The following is a 13,483-nucleotide window of genomic DNA, read 5'->3' on the forward strand; positions in this document are numbered from 1 at the left end:
TCAGCACGCTGCTCCTCGTGGCAGCGGACGTAGGTAGCTGCGCAGGGGCCGCACAACCTCCCTGTGCCGGTACCCGGTTTCCCGGACCAGCCGCCCGCGGGAATCAAAGGCGCCGCGCACGTTGAGCAGCTCACCGGCAAAGCCGCTCCACTGCACCCGTACGCCGCTCAGACGCCCAGCCCGGTCGTAGCTCTGCCGGACCCATAGCTGGTTGTCCGGGTACAGGTGTCCGTGTTCCAGAAAGCGCACCCGCCCGGACGCGTCGACCAGCAGCCGGACGTCACCCTTCACGCAGGCCCGCAGACCAGCAGCAGGTGGAGAGGCCGAGGGCCGGAACTGGGGCACCGGAGGCAGACCCCAAGCGGCAGCACCCGACAACGTGGCAGTCAGGCACAGGCAGATCAGAACACGGCTCATGGGCACAGGTACGCCGCCAGCCTCAGACGGGTTGACGGTCACGCAACAGTTCCAGAACTTCCCGTGCGCTATGCAGGATGGGTGTGCCGGGGCCGAAGATCCCGGCGGCGCCTGCGTCGCGCAGGGCTGCGTAGTCTTGCTGCGGAATCACGCCGCCCACGACCACCAGGACGTCCCCGGCTCCCTGGGCACGCAGGGCCTGGATCAGCTGGGGCACCAGGGTTCTGTGCCCGGCCGCCTGACTGCTGACGCCCACCACGTGAACGTCGTTTTCGACCGCCTGGCGGGCAGCCTCCTCGGGGGTCTGGAACAGTGGGCCCACATCCACGTCGAAGCCCAGGTCGGCAAAGCCGGTGGCAATCACCTTGGCCCCGCGGTCGTGACCGTCCTGGCCCATCTTGACCACCAGAATGCGTGGCCGGCGGCCCTCGGCCTCGGCAAAGGCCTCGATGTCGCGTTGCAGGGCAGCGAAACCTTCGTCCCCGGCGTATCCGGCGGCGTACACGCCACTGAGGGTCCGGATCTCGGCGGAATGGCGCCCCCAGACCCGTTCCAGTGCGTCGCTGACCTCGCCTACGGTGGCGCGCACGCGCATGGCCTCCACGCTCAGCGCGAGCAGGTTGCCCTGTCCGCTGCGGGCGCACTCTTCCAGCGCGTGCAGGGCCTGCTCCACTGCGTTTCCGTCGCGCTCGGCGCGGATGCGCTGCAAACGGGCGATCTGCGAGTCGCGTACGGCGGCGTTGTCGATGTCCAGCACCTCGATGGGCGTTTCCATGGTGGGCCGGTACTTGTTCACGCCGACAATCACGTCTTCGCCGCGGTCAATCCGGGCCTGTTTGCGCGCAGCCGATTCCTCGATGCGCAATTTGGGCACCCCGGACTCGATGGCCTTGGCCATGCCGCCCAGTTCCTCGACCTCCCGCATCAGCTCGCGGGCTTTGTCGGCCAGATCAGCCGTCAGGCGCTCCATCATGTAGCTGCCGCCCCAGGGGTCGATCACGTCTGGAATGCCGGTCTCTTCCTGCAGTACAAGCTGGGTATTGCGCGCAATCCGGGCGGAAAAGTCAGTTGGCAGTCCAATCGCTTCGTCGAAGGCATTGGTGTGCAGGCTCTGGGTCCCGCCGAACACGGCGGCCATGGCCTCGATGGTTGTGCGCACGATGTTGTTGTAGGCGTCCTGCTCGGTCAGGGACCATCCGGAGGTCTGACAGTGGGTGCGCAGCGCCCGGCTCATGGGCTTCTGCGGGCCGAACTGCTCGATCAGTTCGCTCCACAACAGCCGTGCGGCGCGCAGCTTGGCGACCTCGGTGTAGAAGTTCATGCCGATGCCGAAGAAAAAGCTGAGGCGCCCGGCGAACTCGTCGATGTTCAGTCCGGCCTTCAATGCAGCCCGCACGTACTCCAGGCCGTCGGCCAGGGTATAGGCGAGTTCCAGCGCGGCGTTGGCCCCCGCTTCCTGCAGGTGGTAACCCGAGATGGAGATGGAATTAAAGCGCGGCATGTTGCGGGCGGTGTAGCTGATGATGTCCGCGATGATGCGCATGCTGGGCTCGGGCGGGTAGATGTAGGTGTTGCGCACCATGAACTCTTTGAGAATGTCGTTCTGGATGGTGCCGGACAGCTGATCCAGGGCCGCACCCTGCTCCTGCGCAGCCACGATATAGCCTGCCAGAATCGGCAGCACCGCGCCGTTCATGGTCATGGACACCGACATCTCCGAGAGGGGAATGTCAGCGAACAGAAGCTTCATATCCTCGACCGAGTCAATAGCCACGCCAGCCTTGCCCACGTCACCCACCACCCGGGGGTGGTCCGAGTCGTAGCCTCGGTGGGTCGCCAGATCAAACGCCACCGACAGACCTTTTTGCCCGGCGGCCAAGTTGCGGCGGTAAAAAGCGTTGGATTCCTCGGCGGTGGAAAAGCCCGCGTATTGCCGGATGGTCCACGGCCGGGCGGCGTACATGGTGGCGCGGGGGCCACGGGTAAAGGGCGGCAGGCCCGGAAGGGTATCCGCCGCGCCCCCTTCAGGCAGATCGGCACGGGTGTACAGCGCCTTGAGGGTCAGGCCTTCAGGTGTCTCGCGGTTCAGGGTTGCGGGGTCGCCGCCCTTCAGATCCTTCTGCGCCAGGGCTTTCCACGCGCTCAGGTCGGTCATGTGAGTCCTCCGTTCCTTCCGATTCTGCCACGCCTCCCTAACGGGCGTTCGGTTGTGGAGGTCAGCGCACGTGCCTGGATGCGTAACAGTTGCAGGTCAGCCGCTCATATTCTGAGGTTCATGAGCAGGGCGTCCCGGCTTGGTAGAGTGCAGCCTGTGACCGACCCCGCCGTGCCCCACCCCGTCAAACTCGCTCCAAGCCTCCTGGCCTGCGACTTCGCCCGTCTTGGAGAGGAACTGCAGGCCATTCAGGGAGCGGACTGGGCGCATGTAGACGTGATGGACGGCGCCTTCGTGCCGAATATCAGCTTCGGGTTGCCGATTCTGGCCGCAGCCCGGCGGGCCAGTTCGCTGTTCATGGACGTCCACCTGATGATCCAGCACCCTGAACGCTATCTGCGCGACTTTGCCGAAGCTGGTGCTGACGGCCTGACGGTCCATGTGGAGTCCACCCCGCATCTGCACCGCGCAGTGCAGCAGATCCGCGAACTGGGCAAGAAAGCGGGTGTCACCCTGAATCCCGGCACGCCCCTCGAAGCGCTCAGGCCCGTGCTGGCCGATGTCGACCTGGTCCTGATCATGAGTGTCAATCCGGGTTTTGGCGGTCAGAAGTTTATCCCGTCCAGCCTCGAGCGCATCCGGACCCTGCGCCGCTGGCTGGACGATCTGGGCAGCGCGGCCGAGATTCAGGTTGACGGGGGCGTGACTCCGCAGAACGCCCGCGCGGTGGTTCATGCCGGCGCCACCTGCCTGGTGGCCGGCAGCGCCGTGTACGGCCCGGACGGCGCTCAGGCCGGGCTCGAGCGCCTTCGCGAGGCCCTCAAGTGAGACTTCGGGTTGACCTGCTGCCCCACGGAAACTACCCCGACGTGGTGGTCGTCATTGATGTGCTGAGGGCCACCACCACTGCTGTGGCCTACCTGGAGCGCGGCGCGGACGCCCTGCTGCTGACCCGCACGCCTGAAGTGGCCCTGGCTCTGCGCCCGGAGGTCGGTGAGGCAGGGGAGAACCGGCCGCTGGTGCTGGGCGGCGAGCGCGGCGGCCTGCCGATCCCAGGTTTCGATTTCGGCAACAGCCCGGTCGAAGCGGCGGCGCAGAACTTTACGGGCAAAACCGTGGTCATGAACACGACCAACGGCACTGACGCCGCGCATGTTGCGGCGCAGACCGGCAAGCACATCCTGCTGGCCAGCCTGACCAACGCTCACGCTGCCGCCCGCCGCGCCCGCGCCCTGGCCACGGAGGAAATTGCCATTGTGTGTGCGGGCACCGACGCCCGCGTCAGCCTGGAAGACGTGTATGCCGCCGGCGTGCTGGCCGAGTATCTGCTTGCGCTGGGTGGATTCAGCATCGACGACGGCGCACGCATTGCGCTGACGATGCGCCGGAACGTCGGGAACCCAATTGAAGCCCTGTCGAGCAGTGTCCACGGCGAGCGCCTGGGGCAACTGGGTCTGGGCGAAGACGTGCGGTACGCCGCTCAGGTCAGCACCAGTACGCTGGTGCCTGTCCTGGTTTCCGGCGAGGACGTGCCGGAAGGCACACTCAAATTTACGGCTGGCTGAGCACCGGCTGCCCAGGGGCAGTATTGGGGGCACTCTAGGGGGCGGCTCATAGGTCACCTCTAGACTGCCTGAATGCCCCGTCACGCTCTGCTTGCTGCGCTGCTCACCAGCTGGAGCGCCGCCGCTGCCTACACCGATGCCACGAACGGATTCAGCGTCACGCCACCGGCCACGTGGAAAAAGACTGCTCATCCCGGAACGGTCCTGGTATACGTTGCGCCGCAGCCTGTGCAGCAATTCACCCCAAATGTGTACGTAGTGGTACAGAACCTTCCCACGGGCATGACGCAGGCGCAGTATCACCAGCTCAGCATGGCCCAGATTCCCAAAGTGTTCCCTGAGGGCAAGATTGTCAGCCACCGTCCAGTGACACTGAGCGGCCAGAAAGCAAATGAACTGGTGTATACCGGACGGCAGGGGGAGTACCTGCTGCATTTCATGGCGACCTACGTGGTCAAGGGAAACAAGGCTTACCTGATCACCTTCACGACGGTCAAGGGACAGGAGGTTGCACTGAAAACCCCCCGGGCAACGTTCCTGCAGACCTTTAAATTCACGCGGTAGAACTCGGCGGCCTGTATAAGCGTGGCCGGGTCAACAAGCATTCCGGGTTCCATTTGACGAAGGCGCCGTGTGGCCCATGAACATAGGGCTCTCTGCGGAAGAGCCTGAAGCTGTCTGCTGGAGCAGGCCGCCGGAGACCACCTGGCTTGCAAGTGTAAGAGTGTCCAGGAAGTGTTGTTTTGCGTTCCTGGACGCCAGAAGCGTCAATCGCCCCAGCAGTCCCAAAAGCCCTTTCCAACCTGTGCTGGCCATTGCCAGGCTCCTTGGCTGGAAAGCATTGTGGTGCGCGAATTTACCGGGGATGAAGGAACAGACGGTTGCAATCGTTCCCCGCGTGGCTGCGTCACACGGGCCTTGTCCGGTACCCTGTAGCGCGTGACTGATTTTGACCTTCCCCCTGTAACCCCTGTAGAAGCGGTGAACTGGGCGGACATCCCCAGTCCGGCTTTCGTGCTGGATGAATCGAGGCTGCGCAGGAATCTCTCGCTGATCTCGCAGGTGCAGCGTGAAAGCGGCGCCCAGATCATCGTGGCGTTCAAGGGCTTTGCGATGTGGAGTGCCTTTCCGCTGCTGCGTGAATACGGCATCACAGGCGCTACCGCCAGCAGCCTCAACGAGGCGATCCTGGCCCGTCAGGAGATGCAGGGCGAAGTCCATGTGTACGCCCCGGCGTACAGCGACGAGGATTTCCCCCGGATTCTGGAACTGGCGGACCACCTGGTGTTCAACTCCTTCGGGCAGTGGGAACGGTTCCGCCCTCAGGTGCAGGCGGCCCGGGAGCAGGGCCGCGTCCTGCATGTCGGTATCCGTGTCAATCACGAATACGGCGAAGTAGAAACGGACCTGTACAATCCCGCCGGCCCGTTTTCCCGCCTGGGGGTAACGCGCCGCGAGTTCCGCGAGGACCTGCTTGACGGCGTGGACGGCCTGCATTTTCACAGCCTGTGCGAGAACGACTCGACCACCCTGGAACGGACGCTGGTTGCCTTCGAGGAAAAGTTCGGGGAGTTCCTGGGGCGCATGAAGTGGGTCAACTTCGGCGGGGGCCACCTGATGACGCGGGCCGGGTACGACATCCCACGCCTGATTCGCGTGATCCGTGACTTCAAGGCCCGGCACGACGTTCACGTGATCCTGGAGCCCGGCAGTGCGTTTGGATGGCAGACTGGCTGGCTGGTCAGCAGCGTCCTTGACGTTGTACACAATGTCAAGGACGCTGCGGTACTGGACGTTTCCGTGTCAGCGCACATGCCCGACGTGCTGGAAATGCCCTACCGCCCACGCATCCTGGGTGCCGGCGATCCGCCGGAGCAGGGGCAGCATCGCTCGGACGACGGCACCGCTGTAGCAGCCGGGCACCCCTACATCATCGGGGGCACGACCTGTCTGGCCGGGGACGTTATCGGTGAGTACATCTTCCCGCAGCCCCTGCAGGTCGGGGACCGCGTGGTCTTTGACGACATGATTCACTACACCATGGTCAAGACGACGTTCTTCAACGGCGTCAAACATCCGGACATCGGCATCCTCCGCCCCGACGGCCGCTACGACCGCATCAAAACCTTCGGCTACGAGGAGTTCAAGGCCAAACTCAGCTGAAATGCGTCAAGAGAAAGGCTCCGGCCGGGTGGCTGGAGCCTTTCTCTTGCTGGAAAACTCGGTGAGAGAACGGAAACCTGCGTTATCACGCGCCGATTGGAACCCGGGCGTCTCATTCACACCAGACGCGCATCGGGAAGATACATGCCAGGGGTGGGACGCGGTGCTGCGCGCATCAGTCACTCCCAGCGTGGAAGGTCAGATCATTAAATCTTACTTGCGGTAGATCTTGGGCACGCCACCGATAGTGCGGATGGTGCCGCCCTCGAAGTCTGCTGCCCAGCCGCCGTTCAGCAGGAACTGGTCGCGGGTCGGGAAGCCCAGGAAACTGCCGGACCCACCCAGGCCCTGGTAAGTTTTGAGTACTGCGCCCTGGAGCCAGAAGGTGCCGTACTTCTCGGTGCCGTACAACGCGCCATTCTGGAAGAAGCCGTACAGTCCACTGGTGCCGTAAGGGTTACGTGGGATGACCTTTTCGTCGCCGGCAGCCCAGCCCAGACGGCTCGGTGGACGCGTGGCGCCGTTCTCAGCGCGCGCCATAGCCAGATAACGTTCGAGCAGGCGGCCGTGTACAGCGTAGGAGCGGCTGCTGCCATTGGCGTGCAGAAGCACAGCGTCACCGTAGGCGCCGATCCCTTTGAACTTCTGCCACCAGCCGTCACCCCAGGGAACAGCGTAGGTGGTGGCAGCACCCAGGGACTCGTCACCCTTCAGGCGGTCATAGGCTTCCGCCATGGCCCGGTCGATGGTACCGTCCCGGCGTTCACCTGCCTGGATCTGCGTGGTCGGTGTCTGTTCCTTTTCAGTTTCCCGGGGCTGGGTCTGAGGCTGGGTTACAGGCTGTGTGGAGTTCTCGGGAGTCTGCGAGACCGTACCTGTAGCACTTCCTTTCTCTTCGGTGCCTACACGGAACGTCGCTACGTCGGTGGTCCAGCCGTCGGCTGGCAAGGGGTTGACCACAATGCTCAGCGCCCTGGCCAGGTTCTCCTGCCCTTTCAGACGCACTTCGGCAAAGCCCTGGTTTTCAGCAAAGGTGGCGATGTCATCCAGGTCAAGTTCACGGGTGCTGGCCAGAGCCAGGAGTTTGTCCTGTCCGTTCGGGCCACCGACAGTGAAGGTGTACTTGGCGCCCTTCGTAGGAAAGATCCGGGTCACACCCGCCTTCACGAAGTTGCTTTCCTCATAGTTGTTGGGGAAAAACAGGTCCACTACGCCGTTCGCGTTGATGTTGAACAGGTACACATAGGCGTCCTGATTGGTTTTCAGGCCGATAGTGAGGTCCTCGCCTTTACGGTACAGGGGATTCCCTTTTCCGCTCGCGTCCCGGTTAACCCACACCTGAACGTCCAGCTTGGTCTCGACCGGATTAACGATGATGCTTTGGGCAGTAATCTTGGCTGGCCCTGCGCTTGCGGCACTCAGGCCAAGCAGGCTGGTCAGGGTCAGGATGCCTCGAACGTTCCTATGCATGGGTGAACCTCCTTGGTACGCCTGACCCTACGGCCTGAATCTGACCAGTCACTGAAAATCACGTTGACAACAACGAAAATAAAGTCTGCCTCAACGGTCTATCAAGAAGAGGCAGGCTTTGTGGGCGGCGGGTAAGGCTGCTCTGATGAAGTTTGGCGAGGTCAGTGCCGCTGACGAGTTTTTTTCTATGGAGGGGAAGGATATATCTGACCCTGAAAAAGAACAGCAGAGGGTGACGTTTAGATGATCCTATCTCGGGTTTGTGGTCCATGCTGCTTGGTCGTATGTCAACCAAAAGGTGCCTCGCATCCAACAGTGTCATTCATGACCACTGCCTGAGGCATGCCCAGCAGTTCAGAACTGGTCTGGAGAAGTTGGTGGTGCGCCTGCACAGTGAACCCCACGCCAATGCCATAGCCCCCTGACAATGCCAGGATCGCAATTCCGTGCAGTGTGCTTCTCACGGTGTAGGTGCCGTTGTCACAGGTCAGTTCGTACTGTAAACCTCGGACGACAATCATTCGGCCAATGCAGAACAACGGACTTGCCGCCACATGTCCTTCTGTGAAGCGGCCTTCACTCCAAAAGCGGCATTTGGATTTTCACCCATTTGCCCGAGACTTTCCTTGGTACCTGGGGCTTTTCCCCGCACGGCGCCTGCGGCGAGGATGATAAAAGCCAGAATGTCGCCGGGCATGCGTCACTATCTGTCCCGTTCAGGTTGCCGGCCATATCCAGCGCAACAAAAAAGGTCATAAGACTCACGGCTGCCACAGGATTCGCCGGGTGATTCAGGCAGGCGTGCTCCTCCTGTCAAACCCATCAAAGTGCCAGCAGCACGACACAAATATTCATGAACGTACCCAAGAACTGTTCCCTGAGACTTGTCAGGAGCAACGGTGCAGCAGCTCCGCCCCGAACGCTGGATCTCAGCTTTGCGTATGTATGAGCGCAGGCGTCGCTGGATGTCCTAGAGCTCCCCTTGAGAGTTGACACCGGGCTGACCAGGTGTATGGTACGCTCGCCCCAAGTTGAAACGTGTTGCCTGCCCTATTTGTTGCCAGCGCCCCGATGCGGGCGGGCCAGGCGGCGCGCGGAACATCCTTGATTCAGAAATCTCGTGTGGGGCTGCCGTGTGGTGGCCCCACGCTCTTTTGGAGGCCTGAGACTATGACCCTATCCGATCAGTTCCAGAATCTGCCCAAACTCCTGAAAGTCAGCGAGGTTGCCGATTTTACCGGCACTCACGAACGTACGGTCCGGCGCTGGATCCGGGATGGACGGCTGGGCGCTGTCGAGCATCCAAGCGGTCTGCGGGTACCGCGCCGCGCGCTCTGGCGTTTTCTGGGGCTGGATATGGCCCTGAGCGCCTGAGCTGCCCCGGCTTCGACCGATTGCCTGACAGAAGACCTACACTGCCGGCGTGAATTCCGGCGAACCACCGTCACAGACGATTCAGGACCTTCAGCTTGCCATGACAGCAGGGGATTTCCCCAGAGCCCTGGCAACGCTGGAGGTCCTGAGTCCAGAACATCGGCAGCAGGCCGCGCCCCTGGCCTTACAGCTTGGCCGGCCACGTCTGGCCGCTGCCTGGACCGACATTCCGGTGGTCAGGGCAGCCGCCCTGCTGCGTCTGGGAGAAGCAGCCGCGGCCCTGGAAGCGCTCCGGGAGCAGGAGCATGCAGCCAGGCCCGCTGCCCTGAGGGCCCGCGCTGCATGGCAGCAGCAAAGCAGCGGTGCAATCACAGAAGCAGAAGAGGCCCGTCGGCTGGCTCAGGCAGAGGGCGACGCCGCAGCCCTGGTGGCTGTGGCTACATTGCGCGGCGAGCAGCGCCTGAGTGATCCTTTCGCAGCTTTGCGAGCCCTGGCTGAAGGCCTGAAGGTCGCAGAAATGACCGGTGACCCGGCAGATGCGCATCTGCTTGCCGTGCTGGGACACGCTCAGTTACGGCTTGGCAGCAGCAAAGGCCGGCGCACGGCCGAGAAGGGCTTAGAGCGCAGTCTTCCCGGAAGCCCTGCACGGGTCCTGGCCTTACTCGCGCTGGAGCAGCCAGAAGAAGCCCTGACACAGGCAAAGGCGGGGGAGCTGGCTCCGGTCTGGTGGCGGGGATTTATGCCATCAGGGTCTGCCAGCGCGTCAGGAACGGCACATACGGCGGTGGACGGATAAGCCGTGGCGGATACGCGTCAGAGCTCGCCGGCCACCTTGTCAGGAGCTGGAAGAGCCAGGATGGCCTGCTCAATGCTGTGAAGCCTCTTGGTGGTGCATTCCACACTGGCTGCATATAAAGTCGGCACGGCAAACGGGACTTCCAGCGGCAGGCGGTTGTGCACCGACGCTGAACAGGTGCCCAATGCTGACGCGGTGTTTCTGCAAAGAGCAACCCGTGAAATAAGGCACCGGGAGCCTGGCAAAACAGCGCAGCTCAGGCTCCCTGCAATCGGGCCACAGGTCCGCCATCATGGGCTGGATTAGGAAAATCGGCGACCAGCGCGGCAGCTCAGCTATGGCCACATGTTCGCGTTCGACCTACATCCAGTCCGGCGAGCGGTAAACACGCCCGTGACAGGTACCATTTCCGCTCTGCACGCGCTAAGCGCCGTTGACGCTGCCTCTACCGGGAGCCAAATCTGCTTGACCGGACCAGTTGCCCTCCATGTGGCCAGGTCTGCCACGGTGGGTTCTGCGCTGTTTACCCGCTCCGTACGTCCAGCCGCGCCAGCCCCCGGATAACAAAGCCACCGGTGTAGTGCGCTGATCCGTCCGGGTCGTTGAGCCGCAGATCCGGCATGGCGCGGCACAGGGCCCGCAGGCTCAGGGCCAGCTCTAGCCGGGCCAGGGGGGCACCCAGGCAATAGTGAATGCCCAGGCCAAAGGTCAGATGGGGATTGGGGTCACGGCTCAGGACCAGCTCGTTGGGACGTTCAAACCGGCGGGGGTCACGGTTGCCACTGGCATACAGCAGAGCCACACGGTCACCGGGCCGGAGATCCGTGCCGAAAAGCTGCATCTTCTCCAGCGCGATTCGCTCGAACATGGGCAGCGGCGTGTCATAGCGCAGCAGCTCTTCAATGGCAAGGCGGAACAGCGGCAGGCTGTCTTCGCGTGGTGCGGCCTCTACCAGGGCTTGCCAGTGCTCCGGCTGGCGCAGCAGGGCCAGCACGCCCGCTGACAGGCCATTGACACTGGCCTCATGACCAGCGTTCAGCAGCAGAATGCAGGTGTCGATCAGCTCCTGCTCAGTCAGGCGGTCGCCGCCTTCCTCGGCCTGAACGAGGGCGGTAATCAGGTCGTCCTGTGGACGTGTGCGGCGCAGAGCCACCAGTTCGCGCAGCAGGGCACTGAAGTCCAGCACCGCCTGCTCGGCTTCGGCCTGGGCCTGGGGCGACACTCCAGGTTCGTAGAGTTTCACGATCGCGGCCGACCAGGGCCGCAGGTGCCCCCGCGCTTCCTCAGGCACGCCGAGCAGTTCAGCAATCACGATCACCGGAAGAGGCTCCGCGTAGCGCTCGACCAGATCGAAGGAACTCCCGGGCCGCAGACCCTCAAGCTGCGCAGCCAGAATGTCCTCGATGCGGCCCTGCAGGCGCTCAACCCGCTTTGGTGTGAAGGCCAGCTGCACCAGAGAGCGCAGGCGGGTGTGCTTGGGCGGCTCGCTGTCGAGCAGATGGTTGCTGTTGAAAGCGTCGAAGTTGGCCTGCCGCGGGTCGGCTGGAGGCCACCCCAGTTCATCACGGGAATAACGGTGCAGGGCGCTGCGTCCGAATCTGCGGTCGCGCAGCAGGGCACTGATGTCGGCATGGCGGGTCAGCACCACCCGGTTCATGCCCCGGTCATAAAAGACAGGGGACGACTCCCGCAGTTCAGTCAGCAGGGGATAGGGATCAGCCACGAAAGCCGGGTCTGCCAAGGGTAAGACGACCTGAGGCACCGCGGAGGCCTGATCCGTCATAGGAATTGCTGGCTTTTGACCCGGATTCCATCGGATGTGGTGTCTTCAGCTGGTGTGCCAAGCGTGGGCTCGTCCAGGCGGGGCGCAGCATCACTGTCAATTCTGTTCTGTGTACCCAGGTGGTGCCGGTCTGTCACGCCTGGAGGCAGCATCGCCGCATTCATCATGCGGGTCAGTTCACCGGGGAGCACCCCGGAGGGGACTGGCCCGTCAGGCGCTGGGGAAGGGGGCAGGGCATCGTTGGGCAGCAGGGCGCCTTCCGGAAGGACATGATGGGCAGACAGCTCGGTAAACGAGGCCATCAGTGCGCGGTAGCCACTGAGGAAATGGGCATATTCCTGGCGGGCGGCCGTGAGGCGGCTGGTCAGTTCGGCGTGGCGTTCCAGGTAGGTGCGTTCCAGTGAGGCGAGGCGCTCGGCCTGAATGCGCTCCCGTTCCAGAACCAGCTGATGGTGCTGGGTTTCCAGTTCGGCAAATCGGGTGCGGAAGGCGCCCTCCAAGGCGGCCATGCGGGCGCCGTACTGGGCTTCAAGTTCCACGTTACGGGCTTCGGCCTCGCGCAGCAGGCTTTCACGCTGGGTGGTGGCCTGGGCGATCAGCAGGTCACTTTCCCGCACGGCGTTCTCGCGCAGCTCATGCCCGATTCGCTCGGCTGACACCACGGCGCGGCGGATCTCGTCTTCAGCCTGGCGCTGCTCTTCGATCTGGCGTTCGAGATTCAGCAGATGCTCGCTCTGGGCGTGTTCAGCCTGCAGCATGTCCTCGAACTGATCGGCGATCTGGGCCAGAAAGGCACGCACGCTGTTGCGGTCATAGCCGCCCAGCCGGGAGGGAAAATCCTGATGGCGGATATCGAGAGGGCTCAGTTTCATGTAAACAGACTCCTTCCCACCCGGACCAGGGTGGACCCCGCTTGTACGGCCAGTGGGTAATCGCCGCTCATGCCCATGCTGAGTTCACTCAGGCCCAGGTCATGCGCGCGGCGCGCCGTATCCTCGAAGACTCGCCGGACCTGCGCTTCATCGGCCTCGGGCGCCATGACCATCAGACCGCGGACCGTCAGGCCGGTTTCACGGACACTGCTATAAAACCCAGGTAACTTCTCCGGGTCTACGCCATGTTTCTGCACTTCGCCATTGTGCACCTGAATCAGGACGTCGGGGGCCCGGCCCCAGCTCTGCGCCGCCTGGGCAATGGCTTCGGCCTGCCAGATTTCTTCCAGGCTATGCACCAGCGTCACGGGGCGCAGATACTTGACCTTGTTGCGCTGCAGGGGACCCAGAAAGTGCCATTCCAGGTCCGGGCGTGCCGCTGCCTTGTCACGCAGTTCCTGAGCCCGGCCCTCACCCAGGGGGAAGGCGCCGTATTTCAGGACCGAGCGTTCAATGCTGAGAAAGTCCTGTCCCTTGGTCACCGCCACCAGCCGGGCACTTCCTGGCTCGCGGCCAGAGGCGGCCTCAGCCTGCCGGATAGCCGCAAGCACCTCTGGCAGGCTCACGGCGTCCCTCCCGTGACCCGGTCCTGCTCGTATAAGGAAAACACGGACTATTCTCACCCACTGACTGCCCCTGGCTCAAGCCTGGAGGCAGTCCCCCACCGGTCGGCACCAAAGCCGACAGAACAGAGCAGCAAACCTTCACCCTTCTCAGAGATGAAGAGGCAAGTGTGAGCAGAGCGTTTGCCGCGTTTCGCCCGGGCCCGGTTGGTGCCCGGGCCAGTTCAGGAACGATGAGGCTACTCTAGGAGAAGAATGCGACACC

General features: G+C 63.1%; 14 protein-coding genes. 6 read left to right on the forward strand and 8 right to left on the reverse strand.

The genetic code is table 11. From position 1 onward, the window contains the following. Positions 1-417 (reverse strand): hypothetical protein, encoded by a 417-nt coding sequence (locus DEIDE_RS04675; protein ID WP_162485400.1) that lies wholly within the window; start codon positions 415-417, stop codon positions 1-3. Positions 418-439: 22 nt separating this feature from the next. Beyond that, positions 440-2,572, reverse strand: a complete 2,133-nt coding sequence (gene scpA, locus DEIDE_RS04680) for a methylmalonyl-CoA mutase (RefSeq protein WP_012692800.1) — start codon at positions 2,570-2,572, stop codon at positions 440-442. Positions 2,573-2,692: 120 nt separating this feature from the next. Here scpA and rpe point away from each other — a divergent pair, with 120 nt between their 5' ends. From rpe to nspC, 4 genes are all read left to right on the forward strand, one after another. Continuing rightward, complete coding sequence (gene rpe / locus DEIDE_RS04685; protein WP_012692801.1) at positions 2,693-3,400, forward strand: ribulose-phosphate 3-epimerase; 708 nt, start codon at positions 2,693-2,695, stop codon at positions 3,398-3,400. Beyond that, complete coding sequence (locus DEIDE_RS04690) at positions 3,397-4,137, forward strand: 2-phosphosulfolactate phosphatase (RefSeq protein ID WP_012692802.1); 741 nt, start codon at positions 3,397-3,399, stop codon at positions 4,135-4,137. The genes rpe and DEIDE_RS04690 overlap by 4 nt, the downstream gene beginning before the upstream one ends. Positions 4,138-4,209: 72 nt before the next feature. Then, positions 4,210-4,701 (forward strand): DcrB-related protein, encoded by a 492-nt coding sequence (locus DEIDE_RS04695; protein ID WP_041227095.1) that lies wholly within the window; start codon positions 4,210-4,212, stop codon positions 4,699-4,701. Between the two features lie 375 nt (positions 4,702-5,076). After that, positions 5,077-6,300 (forward strand): carboxynorspermidine decarboxylase, encoded by a 1,224-nt coding sequence (gene nspC / locus DEIDE_RS04700; RefSeq protein WP_041227097.1) that lies wholly within the window; start codon positions 5,077-5,079, stop codon positions 6,298-6,300. Between the two features lie 213 nt (positions 6,301-6,513). Here nspC and DEIDE_RS04705 read toward each other — a convergent pair whose 3' ends face one another. From DEIDE_RS04705 to DEIDE_RS18995, 3 genes are all read right to left on the reverse strand, one after another. Continuing rightward, positions 6,514-7,770 (reverse strand): DUF4384 domain-containing protein, encoded by a 1,257-nt coding sequence (locus DEIDE_RS04705; protein WP_012692805.1) that lies wholly within the window; start codon positions 7,768-7,770, stop codon positions 6,514-6,516. Between the two features lie 287 nt (positions 7,771-8,057). Beyond that, positions 8,058-8,324 carry a DUF554 family protein gene (locus tag DEIDE_RS17945; RefSeq protein WP_083764225.1) on the reverse strand — a complete coding sequence of 89 codons (267 nt, stop codon included), beginning with the start codon at positions 8,322-8,324 and terminating at the stop codon, positions 8,058-8,060. Further along, positions 8,288-8,467, reverse strand: a complete 180-nt coding sequence (locus tag DEIDE_RS18995; protein ID WP_162485354.1) for a hypothetical protein — start codon at positions 8,465-8,467, stop codon at positions 8,288-8,290. The genes DEIDE_RS17945 and DEIDE_RS18995 overlap by 37 nt, the downstream gene beginning before the upstream one ends. Positions 8,468-8,940: 473 nt before the next feature. Between DEIDE_RS18995 and DEIDE_RS04715 the strand changes: the two genes are divergently transcribed. Further along, positions 8,941-9,144 (forward strand): helix-turn-helix domain-containing protein, encoded by a 204-nt coding sequence (locus tag DEIDE_RS04715; RefSeq protein ID WP_041227100.1) that lies wholly within the window; start codon positions 8,941-8,943, stop codon positions 9,142-9,144. A gap of 49 nt (positions 9,145-9,193) precedes the next feature. After that, positions 9,194-9,940, forward strand: coding sequence for a hypothetical protein (locus DEIDE_RS04720; RefSeq protein ID WP_012692807.1), 747 nt, complete (start codon positions 9,194-9,196; stop codon positions 9,938-9,940). A 523-nt stretch (positions 9,941-10,463) separates the two neighbouring features. On the opposite strand, the gene DEIDE_RS04725 is transcribed toward DEIDE_RS04720, so the two are convergent. Genes DEIDE_RS04725 through DEIDE_RS04735 form a run of 3 tightly spaced genes read right to left on the reverse strand, consistent with a single transcriptional unit; the run spans position 10,464 to position 13,221 of the window. Then, positions 10,464-11,681: a cytochrome P450 gene (locus DEIDE_RS04725; protein WP_012692808.1), complete on the reverse strand. Its 1,218-nt coding sequence runs from the start codon at positions 11,679-11,681 to the stop codon at positions 10,464-10,466. 38 nt (positions 11,682-11,719) lie between these two features. Continuing rightward, entirely contained in the window at positions 11,720-12,595 is an 876-nt protein-coding gene (locus DEIDE_RS17950; RefSeq protein ID WP_012692809.1) for a DivIVA domain-containing protein, read from the reverse strand. Next, positions 12,592-13,221: a YggS family pyridoxal phosphate enzyme gene (locus tag DEIDE_RS04735; RefSeq protein WP_012692810.1), complete on the reverse strand. Its 630-nt coding sequence runs from the start codon at positions 13,219-13,221 to the stop codon at positions 12,592-12,594. The genes DEIDE_RS17950 and DEIDE_RS04735 overlap by 4 nt, the downstream gene beginning before the upstream one ends. Positions 13,222-13,483 lie beyond the last annotated feature (262 nt).

Origin of the sequence: Deinococcus deserti VCD115, from assembly GCF_000020685.1 — a bacterium.
GTDB classification, from domain to species: Bacteria; Deinococcota; Deinococci; order Deinococcales; family Deinococcaceae; genus Deinococcus; species Deinococcus deserti.

Coding starts and splice junctions, on each gene's coding strand:
- DEIDE_RS04675 (WP_162485400.1), bottom strand. CDS start 417: ATGAGCCGTGTTCTGATCTGCCTGTGCCTGACTGCCACGTTGTCGGGT.
- scpA (WP_012692800.1), bottom strand. CDS start 2,572: ATGACCGACCTGAGCGCGTGGAAAGCCCTGGCGCAGAAGGATCTGAAG.
- rpe (WP_012692801.1), top strand. CDS start 2,693: ATGAGCAGGGCGTCCCGGCTTGGTAGAGTGCAGCCTGTGACCGACCCC.
- DEIDE_RS04695 (WP_041227095.1), top strand. CDS start 4,210: ATGCCCCGTCACGCTCTGCTTGCTGCGCTGCTCACCAGCTGGAGCGCC.
- DEIDE_RS04705 (WP_012692805.1), bottom strand. CDS start 7,770: ATGCATAGGAACGTTCGAGGCATCCTGACCCTGACCAGCCTGCTTGGC.
- DEIDE_RS18995 (WP_162485354.1), bottom strand. CDS start 8,467: ATGCCCGGCGACATTCTGGCTTTTATCATCCTCGCCGCAGGCGCCGTG.
- DEIDE_RS04715 (WP_041227100.1), top strand. CDS start 8,941: ATGACCCTATCCGATCAGTTCCAGAATCTGCCCAAACTCCTGAAAGTC.
- DEIDE_RS17950 (WP_012692809.1), bottom strand. CDS start 12,595: ATGAAACTGAGCCCTCTCGATATCCGCCATCAGGATTTTCCCTCCCGG.